The organism is Treponema sp. JC4 (assembly GCF_000260795.1).
Classification (GTDB): Bacteria; Spirochaetota; Spirochaetia; order Treponematales; family Treponemataceae; genus Treponema_D.
In genome coordinates this window covers 40939-60435 of the sequence record NZ_AJGU01000004.1, presented here as the reverse complement: position 1 = coordinate 60435, position 19497 = coordinate 40939, and the positions used below count along the sequence as shown (strand labels likewise).

Sequence of the window (19497 nt, the reverse complement as noted above, 5' to 3'; positions counted from 1 at the left end):
AAACAAATTCTAATTTTTTCATATGGAGGTAAAAAACATGAAAAAACTAGCAAAGTTATTTGCAATTGCTGCAAGTTTAACTGCCCTGATTTTTTCAGGCTGTTCTAACCTTGTAGATGATGCAAGTATTGAGGGAGAGTCTATAAAACTTGAAGGCTCAAGAAGACTTACCCTCTATGCAACAGGAAGTACAGACAATCTTGTATTCCCGGAAAGTTCTGGTCGTATGATTCTGCCTACTGCTTTAGATGGAACAGGATTAACTTTTGTTCTTTTTGCAGAAAATCAGCTTGACAGTACAAAGAAAACCGCAAAAAAAGTAACATTTGCTGCTACAAGTGGATCTAACGGTCGTACAGGTACAGTTGATATTGACCTTGATACAAGTAAATATTCTCTTACATTGTACGCACTTAAGGCAGATATAAGTGTTGATAATGATTATAGTACAGCTCTTACCGCAGTTACCGGCAGTGCAAATACAGTTCTTAAAGCAACTGCAACAGTTGATATGCGTTATAATGAGAAGGTTAGCTTCTATCTTACCCCTTATGCTTTGGAAGGTGACGGTTCAATAAACCTTACATTCGAAACAGACTGGGATATTCCTTCTCCTTATAAAGATGCAAACACAGGAATCAACTTTATTATTGCAAACATGAAGGATAATGCTACTGTTACTTCAAGTCCTTTTAGTACAACAGCAGATCTTACAGGAAGCAAGCTTAATAAAACTTGGTCTGGCACAGTTGCAGCCGGAACATACAACCTTATTGTTAAGTTCAACCTGAATGCGACAAAATCTTATGTATGGAGCGATGTAATTGTTGTTCTTAAAAATCAGACAACAAAAGCGACTATCAATGTTCCAAATGTAATTGGTACTTTGCCAGTTGCGCCAACAGGCTTTACTGCAAAATATTCTGTCCCAGAAACAGAAAACTCAGATTATTATGATGTTGAATTTATCTGGGATGCTTCAAAAACAGATAACGAGCAGTACTTCCAGATTGAACTTTTGAATCCTGATACTTCTACAACTGATGGTGATAAAACTTACGCAAACCTTTACACAATGAATGGTGCTAATGCAAGTTTTGCTGTTGCCACTGCAAATACAAACTGGGCTTCTGTAAAAACAAATGGCGGTACAATTACAACATTCGATAAGCTTGTTTATGCAGAACCAAATTATCAGGCTGGTTCATTGAATACAAACTCTACTTCTGTAGTTGTATCTCTTCCTCTTGGTGTTCGCTATATGGCACGTATTGCCGCAGTAAACGATGCAGGTCCTTCTGAATATGCTTATGTAAAACTTACATGGGAAGACGCAGGTTCAGGAGCCGAATGGGCAGACCATGTTACTCCAGTAGCTTACAAACGTCGTGATGTAGGTTCTGATGTTACTCCGGCTCAGTTTAATGCTGCTGATTCTGGTGCAAATGCTGTTGGTATTAACCTCTTTAGAGTTAAGTATGACCTTGCAAACGGTATTTATGCTCTTACAACTTATACAGGAACAACAGCGTCTGGTAGTGCCGTAACTTCGCCTGATGTCGGTGAGATTTCTAATGTAGATGCAAATACAACAGCTGAGCAGACTCAAATTCCAACATTAAACGGTACAAAAACTGCAGATATCCGTTACTACACACAGCTTTATGATTCTGTAAGCACAACTCCAGGAACAAATGCAACCGGTGTAAAACTTAACAACCCTCTGAACGAGGTATATACAACAACAGGTGCTGCTCCAACGACAAATCATTACAGCTTGTACAAAGGTGGTGCAAACTGGACAGGTTGGAAAGCAGATTCAACTTCTGGAACAACAGTATATACAGTGGATATTGCCTCTGACAGAACTGTAGCTTTGCCTGACCAGACTCTTAAAGGAACTGCTGCTGCTGTAACAGATCCTGCAACTTATGTTGTTAGTGCTTCAGATGGCAGTTACCCTGGATATAAGAACCTTTCTTTGTTTGCCGTATATGGTGCTGCTTCTGTTACAGTATTCAATCCTGCAGATTATGCAATTCTTGACTGCGATGCTGTTCTTCTTAAAGGTACAGCATCTGGAATTGGTTCTGCTGTACAGATTGCAACACTTGATTCTTCTAAGAGCTTTAATATCAATAACGACAAGACTGCAGGTTACCAATATCTTTACATTGCTCTTCGTGAAACAAATTACGAAAGCGTACGTGTAAAGGTTACTTCTCAGTCTTACGGTACTTTGTTCGATAAGAAAGTAAACGTTGGAGTTGCAGCTTCAAAAACAGAACTTACAGGTAACAAACGTTATGTTCTTACAACTTCTCAGCCAAGCGACTGGGTTGCAGGTTTTGCTAACTATGCAAAATATGCTGACGGTAAGTATACAGACCTTGCAGCAACAGAGGCCTGGGCTGCAGATAAATTCTATAAGATTGTAACAGATGCAACTCAGTTCACATACTTTGAAATTCCTCTTACAACAACATTTGGTGCAGGTACTTACACAATTACAATCATGGGTTACAACAAGAACAATCCTAAGACACCTTATACATACCCTGTAACTATGAATGTAAAGGAAAGTTCTACTGCTGTTTACTCACCTACAACATTTGAGCCTTACAACTGGACTGCTGATAAAGCTAAGTACTTCAAGACAACAGATCCAACTGATGTTACTAAGTTTGAGGCAAACGATGGTGATGATTGGACAAAGGGTACTACAACTTCAACTTATGGTATCTGGCAGAAAGACTAATCTTTCAAATCGGGTTTACAAGAAGGCTTTTGCTTTCTTGTAAATAATCCTTAATTAAGGAAACTGCCTGCTCTGGGACTAAAATCTCGGGGACAGGCAGTTTCCTCACCTTTTTTATGAAGAAGTTCTGTACTGTATTTTTCAGTTTATTTTTTTCTCTTTTTCTGCTGCTTGGCTGTTCCAACGGCCTTAATGAAGAGCAGCCTGGGACTTCTTTACGTTCTTTAAAAATCATTGCGACAAGCAATAATCTTATCAGTTTTTCATCATCTTCTGAGCGTTCAATTTTGCCCTCAGCTGTGGACGCATCATCACTTCATTATTATTACTGGGGCAAAAATAAATCAGACAACAACATAGTACCTGTTACAGAGGTAACTTTATATTCATATTCACAGGATTCTCACAAAGGTTTTGTAGATGTAGTTCTTACGGCAGGCACTTACGAGCTTTATCTTTTTGCTGTAGAAAGTGACAGTCTTGCAATTGGCGGCACTACAGCAACTTACGGAGCAGACGTAACAGCGGTAAAAAATGCAGCCTATTATGTTTCGAGCGCAACAGTAGATGTGCGCTATGTAGAAAGCGTTACTTTTTATTTGACTCCGGCTTCTGATTATACGAACGATATCACATCAGTAACAGGTTACGGAAATGTAAATATTGAACTTTATACAACCTGGACTTTGCCTGATTCTGGTCTTACTGTTATTGTTGGTTTATATGATTTAACAACAAATAAGACAATTGAATACTGGAATCCTGATATGTCACGCTCAGAAAGTACGGAATGGAATCTTGTAGATAACTTTGAGCGTGCAGCTCCGAGCGGTACTCCTAATTATAAGCTCAAATATATCAAACCAGACACTTATAATTTTGTGGTAAAGTTTTATACAGACGGCGGCAAAAACTGCTATGTCTGGTCAGACCTGCTTACAGTTTTTTCAAATCAGAATACAAATGCAACAATTGCAATTCCACCAATTATAGATGCTTTACCAGATGCGGCGCCTTCTAATTTTCGCGCGGGGTGGGCAAATCCTTCTAACTGCGAAGATGACTTCTATTATACCGAGTTTGCCTGGGATGACAATTCTACGAATGAAAGTTATTTCCAGCTTGAACTCATGGATATTTCAAAAATTGACTTCGATGATGCAACTTATTATTCACACATTACAAATATTATGGACAGCTCTGTTGCACTTTCAACTAAGAACACTTCATGGGCAGCTCTGAAAACTGCGGGAGCTTCAGTTTTTGAATGTACTCCGGAAAACTACGGTGATTCTGACAATGTGGTTTTTCAGCATATAAATGGAGACGGTGCTTTATGGTCTAACAACACAAGCATTGTTTATTCTTTTTCTTTGGGAAAACGCTATCTTGCACGACTTTGCGCAATGACTACACGCGGTTCGTCTGATTACACTTATCTTGATTTGGGAAACGGAGGAACTCTTCCTGACAGTTCAAAGCTTTCTCTTTCATTTAATCGCTTTGATTCTTCGGCTTCTTCGCTTAATCTTTATAAAATTACCTACAATTACAATGGCGGGAGATATACCTGCGCTGATGATGCTCAGGCAGATTCTAAAATCAGCAGATATGTTTATAATTCTCAGCTTCTTACGGGAGCAGCTCAGCCAAAAATTATTTATCCTTTGAATTATAATTACGATGGTTCTCATATAGCGAACCTTATTCATCCAACTTACAGTTACTGGCAGAGCTGGAAAAAGGGAAGTCTTGATGGAGATACAGTTATTTTTGATGCTAATAATGTCTGCGAATATACAGATTGCAAAAACCTTTCACTTTTTGCAAATTATGTAAATGGTACAGGAAGTGAAACAAGTTTCGACTTGAATTCAAATCTGTTTGTTTTCGGCGGAAATGCGACTGATGGGGCTCATGGAACACCAGTACAGCAGATAACAATTGGAACAACAAATAGTAATAAGGATGTGCTTACCGTAAATCGCAGCAATTATCCTCACCTTTTTTTTGGTGTAGCTGATAATACATCTTCACCTGTTTACAATGCAGCTGCATCTTCTATTGAAGCGGTAAAACGTTACGGTATAACAGATAATATTTCAGGTTATAACTACAATATAAATATTCAGTACTGCGTAATGTTTGAACTTGATATTTCAAATCCAGTTGAATTTGCAGCGGGAAACTGTTATTACGTTACGCTTAATCTTATAAAAAATGAAAACCCTAATAACCCGGTTTCTTACACTTTAAAATTTTATATTGAAGAATAAAGCAGGAAAATCTTATATGAAATACAATTTGCACACTAAAATAAAATATCTTTTTTCTATAATTTTTTTAGTTTTCTGCGGAAGTTTTCTTATTGCAAAAGACGCTTCTGATATAAATGCTGGTGTTTGGCGCGGATTTTATGTAAGTGCTGCACCACTTTTTGAGCTTAAAAATGGAAATTTTTCGGAAACAACATGTCGCACTGCAACAAAAACAAAATACACTGAAATTTTGTGGAAAGAAGATATGAACTGCCGTGTCGGGGCAAAGGTTGAAGCCGGCTGGTGGTTTATTGGGCTTGAAACTAATGCTCTTTTTGGAATCCCAAAATCAAACGGAAAAATGAGCGAAAACTGGTGGACGGCTGCTTTTGATCCGAATTTTCATCTTGCTGATTTTGAATGTGACACAAAACTTATATCTGATTTTGAAATCGACAGTCGCTTGAAGTTTGATATTCCGCTTTTTAAATTTGTACGGATTCGACCTTATGCTGGTTTCTGCTACAATATTTTGAAGTTAAAAGCTTCGGACGCAAACGGAAAAGCAGGAAGTACATCATCTAAAACTTCTGCGGACAGTGACCAAGCACATTCTTATAAGGTTTCTGGTGAACGTGTAGCCTTTGACCGCGAAACCTTTGATTTTTATCTGGGCTTACAGGCTGGGGTGGTACTTTTTGACCGTCTGACGATACTCGGCGACTTTAATGCGAGTCCTGTGTTTTACATTAACACTATTGACCATCATTATGCTGATACAACAGCCTCACCTTCAGTTTCGGAAAGTTATACACTTAACCGATTTCATACAAACTTTCCAAAGATAAGTTTTGGAGGTTGTCTTGAATACCGCATATGGAAAGAACTTTCTGCAGGAGCTTCTTTTTATTACACAATAATAAATTCAGTTACCGGTGAAGAATACACTTCCCCAAGCGGTTCAAATTACAAAGACCACAACGGATTTGATGCCGAAACTTCTCAAAGTTACTGGAAAGCCTCTGTTTATGCAAAATACCGATTAAAAATTGGAAGAGCAATTACCCCTCGCCCACACGAAAAGCGAGCGAGAAAGCCGAAAGTTAGAAACGGAAAGGTGGAAGTAAGGCAGTATTAAAAAGGAAAGGCTGGCAGTTAGTGCCAGCCTTTTTTGTAAACTTAAGTTTGTTATTTCTGAGATTCTAACTGCGATTTGAGTTCTAAAACTTTTTCGACAGGCAAATCAACAAACTCGGCAATTTCTTGTGTATCCATATTCTTTTTTATCATTTTTATTGCAGTTTCAATGGCTTTCTGCAGGGCGCCTTCCTGACGACCTTGTTGAAGACCTTTTTCTATACCTTGTTGTTCTGCATTGTGAAGTCCGTCATTATAGTCGCGTATAGCTGTATCATACGAATTCTGGATAAACCAGTTTGAGTCGTCCTGGCTCATTCTTCCTATAATCCTATTTGCTTCCATAATTCCTTTCTCGCTCTTTGCAATTTCCGCTATGTAATCTGACATTGCTTCAGAATCTGCATATGCCAGATACAGTCCCCATTTTTGAAGCGGGGTTAGATTTTCTATGGGCTTTCCTGCAAGCTCTTTTAGAACAAGAAGATCAATGTAAATAACATTCAGATGACCTGAAAGTCCATGCCCCTTCTGACTTTTCATAGTATACCACGACATTTCGCTGTTGTCATCTTTTGGAAGATGAAAGTTCAGAACCGAAATCTGATAAACTTTCTCTGCTTTCCAATCATCACCTTTTTTAGCATTGATATTCAAAAGCCGTGCAACCTGTATTTCACTTCTTGCTTCGTAGGCGTAATTACGATTTCGTCCCTGCATTTCGATTGATGCCTTTTCGCCGTTATCAAATGTAACACTTACATCAAAGGACATCTGAGATTCTGTCGTGTTATCAACCGGCGGTTCATTTGCCGTGAGTTTAAGATCTTTTATCTTACGACCAAGGACACTTGAAATGAATGATTCCAGGGCTGCATAAGATTCTTTCGTCTCCTGAGTAAAAATTGCCTTAAAAATCGGATCCATCCGCGGATTCAAAAGCGCCGTAGGTGATGGACGCAAGTTTTCTTTCTTCTGAGTTGATTTTTCTTCTTTCATTTGGATTCTCCCTTTATTTGAATTCTCTCTATATATACACTCCCGCTGACTTTGCTGTTTTGACAAAAATTCGGGAAAAAAGTTTAGAATTTTTGGAGAAATTTTTAGAAAAAGCTATTAATAAGTAAGGTATAATAAAAAAAGGGCTGCCAAATTAATTGACAGCCCCTGCTTAAAAGCTACTTTTGTATTTCTACAATGTAACCACGCCATGTTACTTCACCATTGCTGGCTATAGCTACTGGATTTTTTTCGGATGCACTTTCACTGTAGTCTTCGCCATAATTTTCATTAAAATCATTAATTAATTCTTCTGAACGAGACTGTGCTTCCTGAAAAGTATCAAAAAGTTCAATTCCTTGCATTGTAGGATCTTGCACATCTGGATACTCAATCAGCTTTGCTAATCCAAACATATTTTCCTCCTTATATATTAAGTTTATCCACTGGCCAGGATTTTCTTACTTGGTTATTTGCAGTACAAGTTTTTGCAGTATTCAAAAAACTCATCATTCATAAATAAGGTTCTTGAAATTTCCCGTGTTGCTGAAAAATAATCCTCCACTTTCATTTTGAATATAGGAAAGTAACGTCTGATGGCATCTGAATGTGTATAGAAATAATCTATTGCATGATGCCAATCGATATCACGAACAGGGAAATGAGGTCTCATATCAATTAAGTCGTAAATCTGTTCTGTTATTTCCTTTTTCTCAAGCTGCTTAAATTCTTCACTTGATAATGCTTCGTCAACACAAGATAAGGCATCATTAATACATTGCTGGATATAAGGGGACATTGTATCACCCTTCTGATAATGCATAATTAAGAAAGGGTAGCAGATATCGTATTTTTCCTCCTCTTCGTCGAAACTGCAAGGCTTGTTCACAAACTCTTTAAACCTTGTAATAAATGACTCATCATCTTCTTCTATTATTTTTTCTTCCAGAATTTTTCTTACATCAATCTTTGAACCAAAATATTTATTAAATTCAGTTACCAGATCGTCAAATGTGTAATTTCGAATTGCAGTTTTGCTTTCAGCACCAAATAATGAAGAGTAAAATTCATCATCAAAACCTTTGACTTTATTATTTTCCGGATTTCTTACAAGTCCAAGCTCTTTGAAGCGATCTTTATGCATTCCTGCTTTAATTACCAGATCAAAAAATTTTGTGTATTCTTCTTTTGTTTCTTTTAGATTTATGTAAGAAAATAAATCCTTAAAATCAAAGCCATATGTAAAATACATTGTTAGCTTTTCTTTAAACTCGGGATCTTTTACATCATAGTCCTTAAATCTGTTAGTCCAAAATTCTGAAATCGACTTCTTATCAAAGTGCTGCTCAATAAATCTCTTGTATTTTAAGTTTATATTCCCAAGATAAGCATTTTCCATCAGGTGCAGTTTTTCTACATCTGTAATATTAAGGGGATTTACAATTTCATAAAGTCGTTCAATATTACATATGGCAGGAAGTCCTATTGGTTCTTCAAGATATTTATTAACCATATCTACAGCTATTTCACAGTCACGGTAGCTTATATCCCCGTAAATGAATATTTTTTCCTTTAGCCGGCTTTCCATAAAACAGAAAATTGCTAAATATAAATCCTGTAGAATTTTTGCCATTGATTCTGTCTCTTTGCGAAGCGGTTCCTTTTTTGTTGTGCTCTTATATTTTTGGGAAAAATAATTATTTATATTGAGAATTGCAGGTCCAGCATTCTTGTCATAATGATTTTCTGGTAATTCTCTGTTAAGCCTGAAGTATTCGGAAGTACGCAAATGCTTGTAATCAGCACAGGCTTTCCAATAACGCTCAATTTTTCCGAAATCCTTATTAGACTGTTCTCTTACTTTACAATAACCGTAATGACGGATTCCCTTATAATAGAATCTATCCCAGTCAGCAAGCCCAAGCTTATCTGCCAAAAATAGAGTCTTTTCATAAACTTCTTCCCATTCATCTTGTGTTACTGAATTTGAAAGTATAAAGCCTAGATAAATACTCATAATTACTCCTTGGTTATAATATTTTGACATATGAATTTCTAAGTACTCTTTTAACACTATTACTGTTTAAAGTAAAGCATTTGTTGTAAAAAACTGCATTTTTATCAAAAAACAACACTTTTTTTCACATTTTTTTTGGGATATACTTTGTTTATGAAAATCTTGAAGTTATTAAGAGACAGAAATAAATTTACCCAGGAATTTGTTGCCAGTAAGCTTGGCGTTACCCGACAGTCTTACATGAGATATGAAAGCGGTGAAGTTGAACTTAATGCTTCTGCAATTCGTGCAATTGCAAACTTATATCAGATTGAATATAAAAATATTATCGATGACATATTGCCTGAAGATACGGCTACTTTTTACCTTGAAAGAAATGTTGATATAGATAAATTTCATCAGATTGTTTTGTATGCCCTGCAGGCTGCAGGAGATCTTGTTTATTTGTCTCACTATGATTTTTTTAAGATTATTTATTTGATTCACAAGGATTTTTTTGAGCAGTACAAAGTAAAATTAACCACTCTGTATTATATTGATCAGTCTGAATCAGAAGGTATTCCAATTTATCAGGATGCAATTTACAGAATGGCTGATGAAAACCTTCTTGAATTCTTAAATACCTCAATCCACAAGGGACATACAAAAAAATAATCCCATTAAAGCGTGCCAATTTGAATTATCTTTCCGGCACAGAACTTGCTTTCCTGCAGCGCGAATTTGCTAAATATTCAACAGAATTTTAGAATTTTTGCAGATGACACTTTTAGGGAAAAGCGGTTAAAATCGGTTGCGATATGGCAAAGAAAAACGGGTCTATAATGTATAAATGTTCGCAGTGCGGGTATTCGCAGCCGCGATGGCTTGGGCGGTGTCCGGAATGCGGTGAATGGAATTCGCTTGAAGAGATTATTATAGATAAAAATGCGGTTTCGCCGGCGGGGAGAGGGTCGGAAAAGGCTGAAATGCAGAAGCCGGTCAGTCTTGAAAGCGTTGAAGCGGCTGAAAACGTTCGTTTTTCTACGGGAATTGCGGAATTTGACAGGGTACTCGGTGGTGGGGCGACTAAATGTTCGGCAATTTTGCTGGGTGGAGAGCCGGGAATTGGTAAATCTACCCTGCTTTTGCAGACTGCGGCATCCTGTGCAAAATCATTCGGGCCGGAAAGTAAAATTCTTTATGTAAGCGGGGAAGAGTCGGCGGCTCAGATTAAAGACCGGGCAAAAAGGCTGCAACTGGACTGCAAAAATATCAATCTTTTGTGTACTAACCGTCTGGAAGACACTCTTAATGCCCTTGATAAGCTTAATCCTACCCTTGTAATCGTAGATTCTATCCAGACGGTCTATTCGGCAGAGGCCGGGATTATTCCGGGAACTGTAAATCAGCTTAAATACTGCGCTAATGAGTTTATCCAGTGGGTAAAGGAACGCGATTCTGTTCTGATTATGACTGCCCACGTTACAAAGGAAGGCTCGATTGCAGGGCCAAAATCCATGGAACACATGGTAGATACTGTAATTTCTTTTGAACGCAACGATGATGAAATAAGATTTCTGCATGCCCAGAAAAACCGCTTTGGCTCGGTTGATGAAATAGGTATTTTCAGCATGACAGAAAAGGGGCTTGTTACTCTGAAGGATCCTGCTACCCTCTTTTTGACTCAGCGAAGTGAAAATCAGCCGGCGGGAGTTGCCTGTACACCGGTTTTTGAAGGAAGCCGGGTATTTCTGGTGGAAATTCAGGCGCTTACTGTCCCCGCAAAGGCCAGCATCAGCCGCATTTACAGTGAAAAAGTTGATTCCGGTCGTGTTGCCCGCGTTGCTGCTGTGCTTGAAAAACGCTGTGGCCTTAGATTCAGTGATCAGGATATTTACGTAAACGTTGCAGGCGGTGTCCGTCTTACAGAAAGTTCGATTGATGCGGCTCTGGCGGCGGCACTTTACTCTGCAAGAACTGATATGGCCCTTAAAAATCAGACGGTAGTCTTTGGAGAATTAAGCCTTGCGGGAGAAATCCGTCCGGTTACAAAGGCTAAGAACCGCATTAAGGCAGCCTTGCAGCTTGGGTTTAATGATTTAATCTGCCCGGAAGCTGAAAAAGACTGCAAAAAGGTAGAAAATATCAAACAGCTTGTGAAAGCGGTATTTGGAAAATAATTTTTTCTCTTTTATTCTGATGAATCCGCTGAATCTGCCCATTTTGTAATGAAAATCGGCCAGATGGCGATTGCAAAGAAGCAAAGAATAAAATACGAAAGAAGATTTCCCCAGTGTTTGCCCAATAAAGAGACGATAAAGGCTTTTCCAAAGATGTTTTTCCATGCGATAACAAGTAAAAGTCCTGCCCCGGTAAGAAGAGGAAGATTTTTTGAGCCTGCCGGGATTTTATAATGAATAAAATGTCGTTCAATAAAGCTTCCTGCAATTAATCCCAGCAACATTCCGCAGGCCTGAAAGCAGTCATTCATCATTTTCTGAGGATTTACAAGAAGTTTTCCGTCCACGTAATCCATTGGATATTTTTTGTGAGTTATATAAATCAGCGCTGCGGCTATAGCAAGAATTCCAAAAAGAGAAAGAATATCGAGTTTTTTATTGTCTCCGTCAATTTTTTTCTGGGCAAATCCGACTGCTGTAATGATTAATACTGATTCTAAAAATCCGACAAGGACATCCTGAGGGGTATGAACGCCTAAGTAATTTCGGGAAAAAGCTGTAAGGGCAATCAGGACGCAGCAAAGGACTGCAAGCCACTTTCGCTTTTTCTTTTGCCAGGCAAAGATGCTTCCGTACATTACAGTTCCTTTCATCGAATGGCCGCTTGGGAAGGAATAACCTGTTGCGGCAGTTTTTGAATCTCCTGCAGGTTCGATGAGGGGCGAGCGGATCCAGGGACGGTAGGCACATACGGTTAATTTTATCAGGCCGTTCAGAAAATCTCCTATTCCAAAAGTGGCAAAAAAGCGGTAGCCCCATTTTTTATCGGCTCCCCAAAAGATGATGAAGGGAATATAGGGCAGGATTTCGACTGAGAACTTGGAAATTGAATTGAAAAAGTCATTAAAGATACCACCGGTTACTTCGCGCAGGTTTTGCAGAAATAAGAGATATTGGATGTCCATATTTGACCACCTTGTATGAGATGAATTTATTATAAGGCATATTCTGGAAAACTATATAAATTTTAATTTTTTTAAATAAAACTGGCGTGAGGGAACAAAGCATGGGGCAAAAACATTCTGTTTGTGGTGGTCGCGATAGCGACCAGTCCAATGGTTTCTTTGCCACAAACAGCATGTAGCGCAATATTGCGCGGTTTTGAACCATGCTTTGTGACCGGGAGCCAAGATTTAGATAAAACTTTACATAATTTGATTTATACCTGTTCTTACTGTGTCAAATTTACTCAGTAGAGTGTGTCAGAATGTTAGAAATGAGCTAAATTTCCCGAAGCGGAGAGGAAAGTGGCATTTTTATGGGGCATACCGCGCCGGGCTGGAGGGGCGCGAAGCGGCCGCCGGAGTGAAAGGGAGGCGGCTGGAACGACAGTGGAACCCCGGAATGGCCGGTTAATAGGGGGTCTCGCCCGGAATTTTGTGAAAATTCTTGAAAATTTTATTTTTCTGGGGAGGTTGGCACGGTAATTGCTATATATTAAGTGAAAAATCTGGGAACTTGAAAAAGCTTCCATAAAAAATCGAGGTACGATATGAACGAACTTTCACTTATTAATTCACTTTTCAATGACGTGTTTGACACACCTGCTATGTGCCATACAACTACTGTTACTCCACGTGTAGATATTGAAGAGGACGACAAGAGCTACACTTTGGAGATGGATTTGCCTGGTCGTACTGAAAAAGACGTAAATATTGAGCTTGACCAGAACAATTTGACTATTACTTCTTCTAAATCTGAACAGAAAGAGGAAAAGAAAGAAGAGAAGAAGGCTGGAAAATACATTCTTAAGGAGCGCCGCACAAGCAGTTTTGAACGTCGCTTTGTTTTGCCAAAGGATGTTGATACTGAGAATGTTTCGGCTAACTTTAAGAACGGTGTTTTGACTATTTTGATGCAGAAAAAAGCTAGTGAAGCGCCTAGAAAAATTGAAATCAAGGCTTTGACTGCTTAAATAATTCACTCCCGGCCGGGGAGTATGGGTCAAAACCGCGCGATAACGCGCTACACGCTGATTGTTGCAAAGAAACTATAGAGCTGACCGCTCACGCGGTCGCAACAATCAGAGTGTTTTTGCCCCACACTCCCCGACCTCGCGTTAATTCTCCTTCCCCCTCAAGTTTTAATTTTTCATGCTTTAACACCCCACAATTTGCAAATCCCCACAGAAAACTATAAAATAGAAGAATATGGCTCAAAAGCGCACTTCTAGGACTAAAACTACTGCTAAATCACGACGGACTCAGAAAAAACGCACTAAGAAGGGCAAGGTTTATATTGCTCCTTATAAAATTATTATTTTGTGCGCGGCTATCATTGCCATTTGCATGGGACTTCTGGTTGTGACTACGGCGATGAATCAGCGGGACTGGGATAAGCAGCAGACTATCCTGGAAGAACAGAAGAAAGAGGAAGCGCGAAAGGCGGAAGAAAAGCGGCTGAAGCTGGAAGCGGCTGAAAAACAGAAGAAAGCAGAAGCCTTAAAAAAAGAAGAGGCCCGCAAGGCGGAAGAAAAACGTCGGGCTGAGGAAAAGGCTAAGGCGGATAAGACCCGGGCGGAAAAAGAAAAGGCTGAAAAGGCGCTTGAGGCTAAAAAGCAGGCGGAAATTGCGGCTAAGAAAAAGGCTGATGAGAAAAAATCGGCAACAAAACCTGCTCCACAGGCTGATAAAACTACTAAGCCAGCGGTAACTCCTAAAAAGGAAGAAGAACCGGTAAGGACACCAAATACAGAAACAAAAGTACCTGCCCAGACGACAGAAGGACCTTCAAAAACCACAGTGCCGTCTACCTCACCTGCAGTGTCCGCTCCTGCTTCAAAATTCAATTTCCCTCAGGCTAAAAACGGGGCTCAGCTGGTAATTTTGCTGGATGACGGCGGTCAGAATCTTGCTCACCTGCAGAAATTCCTTGATCTGCCATTCCCGATTACGATTGCTGTGCTTCCTCAGCTGGCTCATTCAAAAGAATCGGCTGCGAAAGTGCGGGCCAGCGGAAAAGAGCTTATGCTTCACCAGCCTATGCAGGCTATTAATACAGGTGTAAATCCGGGACCGGGGGCAATCACTCCGAATATGGATGAGGCTCAGATTAAGGCAACTTTGTTCAAGAATATCAGTGAAATCGGGCCGATTGCGGGCTTTAACAATCACGAAGGCTCGCTGATTACGGCTGATGCAGAAAAAATGGAAACGGTTTTGAAATATGCGTCGGAAAACGGAATCTACTTTCTGGATTCGCGCACTAACGTAAACACCACTGTGCCTGCCGTTGCAAGTGCGCTTGGTTTGTCATATTATGAACGTAACGGTCGTTTTTTGGATAACGTAAAAACCCGCGACAACGTTGTAGCAGAAATTCGTAAAAATCTTGATATTGCAAACCGCGACGGCGTTGTTATAATGATAGGTCACATCTGGTCGGCTGATTTTATGCCGGCTGCCTTAATGGAAGTTTATCCCGAACTTCTGGAAAAGGGATATAAGTTCAAAACGGTTTCAGAATGCCGTGGATTAAAGAGATGAGTGAAGAGGCTATGCCTCTTCTTGATAAATAGCAAAGCGTTAAAAAAAGCACTGCTTTTTTTAGCTTTACCTTAGAGGAATAGTATGAAAGTTTTAGGAATTGAATCATCATGCGATGAAACAGCATGCGCCATCGTTGAAGATGGAAAAACAATTTTGAGCAACGTTGTAGCAACCCAGATTCCTTTTCATCAGATTTATAAGGGCGTTGTACCTGAGATTGCAAGCCGTAAGCACGTTGAATGGATTTTGCCTGTTGTACGCCAGGCTCTTGAAGAAGCAAAATTAACTTTTGATGATATTGATGCAATTGCAGCCACAAACCGCCCGGGTCTTATGGGCTCGCTTATGGTCGGCTTTACTTTTGCAAAAACCCTTGCCTGGTCTTTGAACAAGCCTTTCCTTGCCGTAAACCACATGCTGGGTCATCTTTATGCCGCTCACCTTGTAAATGATATTCAGTATCCTTACCTGGGACTTCTCGTTAGCGGCGGCCACAGTATTATCTGTAAGGTAAATAATTTTGATGATCTTGAGATTCTGGGAACTACAGTTGATGATTCTGTTGGCGAGGCTTTTGATAAGGTCAGCAAATTCTACGGTCTTGGCTATCCTGGAGGAGTTATCATCGATAACCTCGCAAAACAGGGTGATGCCCGTGCCGCAACTTTCCCGGTTCCAAAGCTTGATAATAAAGAACACAGATATGACGTTTCCTTCAGCGGATTAAAAACTGCCGTAATCCACCAGTGCGATATGTTCTGGAACGAAGGATACGAACATTCTAAAGAAAATATGTGTGCCGCCTTCCAGGAAACAGCCTGCAAGACTTTGACCAGCCGCCTCTTCCGCGCGGTAGAAGACACAGGCCTTACAACAGTTGTTGCCGGCGGTGGTGTTGCGGCAAACTCACGACTCCGCTCGCTCCTGGCAGAACGCACAGACTTAACCTGCATCTTCCCGCCGCTCAAGCTCTGCGGAGACAACGGTGCTATGATTGCAGGCGTTGCCTACCACTTCTTAAAACGCGGCGACCGCGACGGCTGGGACAGCGTAACCTGCGCAAGAATCCCTCAGTTCAAGCGTGGACTGGCTAATTTCGCAAACCGAAAATAAGACACGTTCCTTCAAATAAAGCGACTTGACAATACAAATCCTCTAGGATATTTTTAAATTACAACATTTAGGCAACCGATTGCCTAATAAAAACGCAAATGCCGGGGAAGAACCCCAAATGAGGATTGTATGAAAAAAGAAGTAAAAGGATTTTTTACAGAACTGGATGGCTGCCCGGTTTACAAAATTGAAAACTACGACATGATGGAAAACTTTTTTATGACCATCACAAGTTCGTCGGACATCTGGAATTTCTGCTGGTCACAGGGAGGAATTACAGCAGGTCGAATCGACAGCAATCACGCTGTTTTCCCTTATTACACTGCAGATAAGGTTTTTGATGCCCGTACCTACACAGGAAATTACGCCGCTGTAGCAGTAAAAACTTCTGACGGTATCGAACTTTGGGAGCCTTTCTCTTACTTCAACGCAAGTCCTTCTGTAAAAAAACTGATGGAAGGAAATTCTCAGTTTAATATTTATAAAAATTACAACGGAACTGCGGTTTGGTTTGAAGAAATCAATACAAAACTCAACCTTCTTTTTAGAATCGGCTGGACTTCTTCTGACCACTTTGGTCTTGTTAAATCAACTGTAATCAAAAATCTTGGAAAAAGTAAGGTTGAACTTGCAATTCTTGACGGTGCACAGAATATCATGCCTGCCTGCACAACCTCAGATTTACAGAATTCTAACAGCTGCCTTCTTGACGCCTACAAGAAAACCGACCTGGACGAAAAGGGAAATATCGCCCTCTTTGCCCTTTCATCAGTTCTTACAGATAAGGCTGAACCTTCAGAAAGCCTTCTTGCCAACGTAAGCTGGTTCTCTACAGACGATAAAATTATCCTCAACACAAGTGCTCCTGCCGACTTTGCTAGCTTCAATTCCCTTCCAAAAACTGCAGATTTTAATCCTCAGATTGTAACAAAGGGAACCCGCTCTTCCTGCTTCATCTGCAAAAATCTGACTCTTGATAAAGATGAAAAAGCAGACTGGTATCAGGTTTTCAACACTTATCTTGATCTTGCAAAACTTGAAAACCTCAAGGCAGAAATCAAAGACAGAAAAGCTGCACTTAAACTTCTTGAAGCTGATATCAAAAAGACTGATGACCTTATGACTGACTACCTTGCAAATGCAGACGGACTTCAGTCAACTGCCGACACAATGGCCTGCGTTCATCATCAGCAGAACGTAATGTTCAATATTATGCGCGGCGGTATTTTCTGCAATCAGGGAAAAATCGGATTAAAGGATTTTATCGTTTTCATTGAACAGAGAAACACTGGCCTTGTAAAAGAAGCAGAGAATCTCGTAAAGCCTCTCATGGATAAAGGTTCAGATGCAGATTATAAAGAACTTTTTGACGCTGTAAAGAAGCAAGATAATCCTCAGCTAACCCGCCTCTTCTTTGAATACATGCCTCTTACCTTCAGCCGCCGCCACGGTGACCCAAGCCGTCCATGGAACATTTTCTCTATTAAACTGCGCGATACAGACGGAAATCCTATTTTGAATTACGAGGGAAACTGGCGCGATATCTTCCAGAACTGGGAAGCGCTTGCAATGTCTTATCCGGTTTACATCAAAAATATGTGCGTAAAATTCCTGAACGCAATGACAGCAGACGGTTTCAACCCATATAAAATCAACCGTGCCGGAATCGACTGGGAAATTCCTGATCCTAACAATCCATGGGCCTTTATCGGTTACTGGGGAGACCATCAGGTTATCTACTTTGCAAAACTTCTGGAATTCCTTCTTAAAACTGATAAGGCAAATCTTATGGCTTCGCTTGATGAAAAAATCTACACAAGTGCCAACGTGCCTTACCGTATCAAAAGCTATGATGAAATTTTAAAAGATCCTAGAAACACTATCTTCTTTGACCGTGAACTGAGCAATCAGCTGCAGAAAGAAACAAAGAGCCGCGGTTCAGATGCAAAACTTGTCCAGGCTGGCGACGGAAATCCTGCCCTTGTAAGCTTTGCCGCAAAAGCCCTGCAGATTTTAATTACAAAAATCTCTAATCTTGTACCGGGCGGAGGAATCTGGCTGAACACCCAGCGTCCAGAATGGAACGATGCAAACAACGCCCTTGCAGGTTACGGACTTTCGGTTGTTACCCTCTGTTACCTCTACCGCTATATCAGATTACTTGATAATATTTTTGAAGAAAGCGGTGTAAAGGAAGTTACTCTGCCTAAGGTTGTAAAGACAGCGCTTACAGAACTGACTGCCCTTTATACTGGCGCAGACCTTAAGAAGGCCGCAGAAAATGCAGAAGAAAGAAAGGCCTTTACAGACAAGGCCGGCCGCATTTTTGAAAAAGAAAGAAATGATCTTTACAAAGAGGGCTATTCAGGCGGAGAAGAAAAACTCCAGGTTTCACAGCTTCTTGCTTCCCTTGCAGAGTTCAACAAGATGATTGAACTTTCCATTAAGGCTAACCGCCGCGAGGATGGACTTTATCATTCTTACAACACTGTAAAAATTGCTGACGGAAAAATGGAAATCGTTTATCTTCAGCCAATGCTTGAAGGTCAGGTTGCAATTCTTTCTTCTGACCTGCTCTCTCCTGCTGAAGCAGAAAATCTTCTTGAAGCACTCAAAAAGAGTGACATGTACGAAAAACGCCAGCATTCTTACATGCTTTATCCAAACAAGGAACTGCCAGCCTTCCAGAACAAAAACTGCGTGAAGGCAGTGGATGTAAGTGACCTTCAGTCTTTGATTTCCCGCACTGGTAGTCTTTACATGGAAAAAGATGTAAACGATATCTGGCACTTTAATCCGACCTTCAGAAATTCTAATGTAATTAAGGATTTTATTGCCGCCCAGAAGGAAGAAAACCGCCCTACAGCCTCAGAGCAGGAAGCCCTTCTTGCCCTTTACGAAAAGACTTTCAATCATCAGAAGTTTACAGGCCGCTCTGGAACTTTCTATGCTTACGAAGGCCTTGGAAGCATTTACTGGCACATGGTTTCAAAACTGCTGCTTGCAGTACAGGAAAATATCTTTAAGGCAGAAAAACTTGGCGATAAGGCTAATGCCCAGAAGCTTACAGAATCTTACTACGAAGTAAGAGACGGTCTTGGCTACCACAAGAGCCCGGAACTTTACGGCGCTTTCCCGGCAGATCCATATTCACATACTCCAAGCGGACAAGGTGCAAAACAGCCTGGTATGACAGGTCAGGTAAAAGAAGAAGTTCTTACCCGCTTTGGTGAACTTGGACTCTGTCTTGAAGACGGAAAAGCAAGCTTCCTCCCTGTAATTCTTAAAGATTCTGAAATCCGGTCAGACGGCACTTTGAGCTTTACCTGGTGCGGAACTCCGGTTACTTACAGATTTGGAAAAGGCGGTGTAAAAGCAGCCTCGGCAGAAAAAGCAAGCATCAGCGTAAACGGAAGCAAGCGTGCAGGTAACGAGCTGACAGTGGAAGAAACTAAGGCAATATTTGCACGAGAAGGATTAATTAAGAGTATAGAAGTGCAGTTTTAGA

13 protein-coding genes are annotated in these 19497 nt (G+C 40.2%); 9 read left to right on the top strand and 4 right to left on the bottom strand.

Annotated elements, in window-relative coordinates; genetic code table 11:
• The first annotated feature begins 37 nt into the window (after positions 1 to 37).
• From MSI_RS03465 to MSI_RS03455, 3 genes are all read left to right on the top strand, one after another.
• On the top strand, positions 38 to 2758 hold the full coding sequence (locus MSI_RS03465) for a hypothetical protein (protein ID WP_009103762.1): 2721 nt from the start codon (positions 38 to 40) through the stop codon (positions 2756 to 2758).
• A 116-nt stretch (positions 2759 to 2874) separates the two neighbouring features.
• On the top strand, positions 2875 to 5034 hold the full coding sequence (locus MSI_RS03460) for a hypothetical protein (RefSeq protein ID WP_009103761.1): 2160 nt from the start codon (positions 2875 to 2877) through the stop codon (positions 5032 to 5034).
• A 16-nt stretch (positions 5035 to 5050) separates the two neighbouring features.
• Entirely contained in the window at positions 5051 to 6154 is a 1104-nt protein-coding gene (locus MSI_RS03455) for an omptin family outer membrane protease (RefSeq protein ID WP_009103759.1), read from the top strand.
• Positions 6155 to 6204: 50 nt separating this feature from the next.
• Here MSI_RS03455 and MSI_RS03450 read toward each other — a convergent pair whose 3' ends face one another.
• The 3 genes from MSI_RS03450 to MSI_RS03440 all read right to left on the bottom strand — a co-directional run bounded on the left by MSI_RS03450 (position 6205) and on the right by MSI_RS03440 (position 9199).
• Positions 6205 to 7152 (bottom strand): Rpn family recombination-promoting nuclease/putative transposase, encoded by a 948-nt coding sequence (locus MSI_RS03450; RefSeq protein WP_009103757.1) that lies wholly within the window; start codon positions 7150 to 7152, stop codon positions 6205 to 6207.
• A 179-nt stretch (positions 7153 to 7331) separates the two neighbouring features.
• Positions 7332 to 7568 (bottom strand): hypothetical protein, encoded by a 237-nt coding sequence (locus MSI_RS03445; RefSeq protein ID WP_009103756.1) that lies wholly within the window; start codon positions 7566 to 7568, stop codon positions 7332 to 7334.
• 53 nt (positions 7569 to 7621) lie between these two features.
• A complete protein-coding gene (locus MSI_RS03440; RefSeq protein ID WP_155815471.1) occupies positions 7622 to 9199 on the bottom strand; it encodes a hypothetical protein in 1578 nt (525 codons plus the stop codon).
• Between the two features lie 123 nt (positions 9200 to 9322).
• On the opposite strand from MSI_RS03440, the gene MSI_RS03435 reads away from it, so the two are divergent.
• Complete coding sequence (locus tag MSI_RS03435) at positions 9323 to 9823, top strand: helix-turn-helix transcriptional regulator (protein ID WP_009103751.1); 501 nt, start codon at positions 9323 to 9325, stop codon at positions 9821 to 9823.
• Between the two features lie 143 nt (positions 9824 to 9966).
• Positions 9967 to 11328 (top strand): DNA repair protein RadA, encoded by a 1362-nt coding sequence (gene radA, locus MSI_RS03430; protein WP_009103749.1) that lies wholly within the window; start codon positions 9967 to 9969, stop codon positions 11326 to 11328.
• An 11-nt stretch (positions 11329 to 11339) separates the two neighbouring features.
• Here the strand turns inward: radA and MSI_RS03425 are convergent, their stop codons facing one another.
• Positions 11340 to 12293, bottom strand: coding sequence for a phosphatase PAP2 family protein (locus tag MSI_RS03425; protein WP_009103747.1), 954 nt, complete (start codon positions 12291 to 12293; stop codon positions 11340 to 11342).
• Between the two features lie 587 nt (positions 12294 to 12880).
• Between MSI_RS03425 and MSI_RS03420 the strand changes: the two genes are divergently transcribed.
• The 4 genes from MSI_RS03420 to MSI_RS03405 all read left to right on the top strand — a co-directional run bounded on the left by MSI_RS03420 (position 12881) and on the right by MSI_RS03405 (position 19496).
• Positions 12881 to 13303: an Hsp20/alpha crystallin family protein gene (locus tag MSI_RS03420; protein ID WP_009103745.1), complete on the top strand. Its 423-nt coding sequence runs from the start codon at positions 12881 to 12883 to the stop codon at positions 13301 to 13303.
• Between the two features lie 235 nt (positions 13304 to 13538).
• Positions 13539 to 14873, top strand: coding sequence for a divergent polysaccharide deacetylase family protein (locus MSI_RS13840; RefSeq protein ID WP_009103743.1), 1335 nt, complete (start codon positions 13539 to 13541; stop codon positions 14871 to 14873).
• An 84-nt stretch (positions 14874 to 14957) separates the two neighbouring features.
• Positions 14958 to 15989 carry a tRNA (adenosine(37)-N6)-threonylcarbamoyltransferase complex transferase subunit TsaD gene (tsaD, locus tag MSI_RS03410; protein ID WP_009103741.1) on the top strand — a complete coding sequence of 344 codons (1032 nt, stop codon included), beginning with the start codon at positions 14958 to 14960 and terminating at the stop codon, positions 15987 to 15989.
• Positions 15990 to 16118: 129 nt separating this feature from the next.
• Positions 16119 to 19496 (top strand): hypothetical protein, encoded by a 3378-nt coding sequence (locus tag MSI_RS03405; protein ID WP_009103739.1) that lies wholly within the window; start codon positions 16119 to 16121, stop codon positions 19494 to 19496.
• The last annotated feature ends 1 nt before the right edge of the window (position 19497 follow it).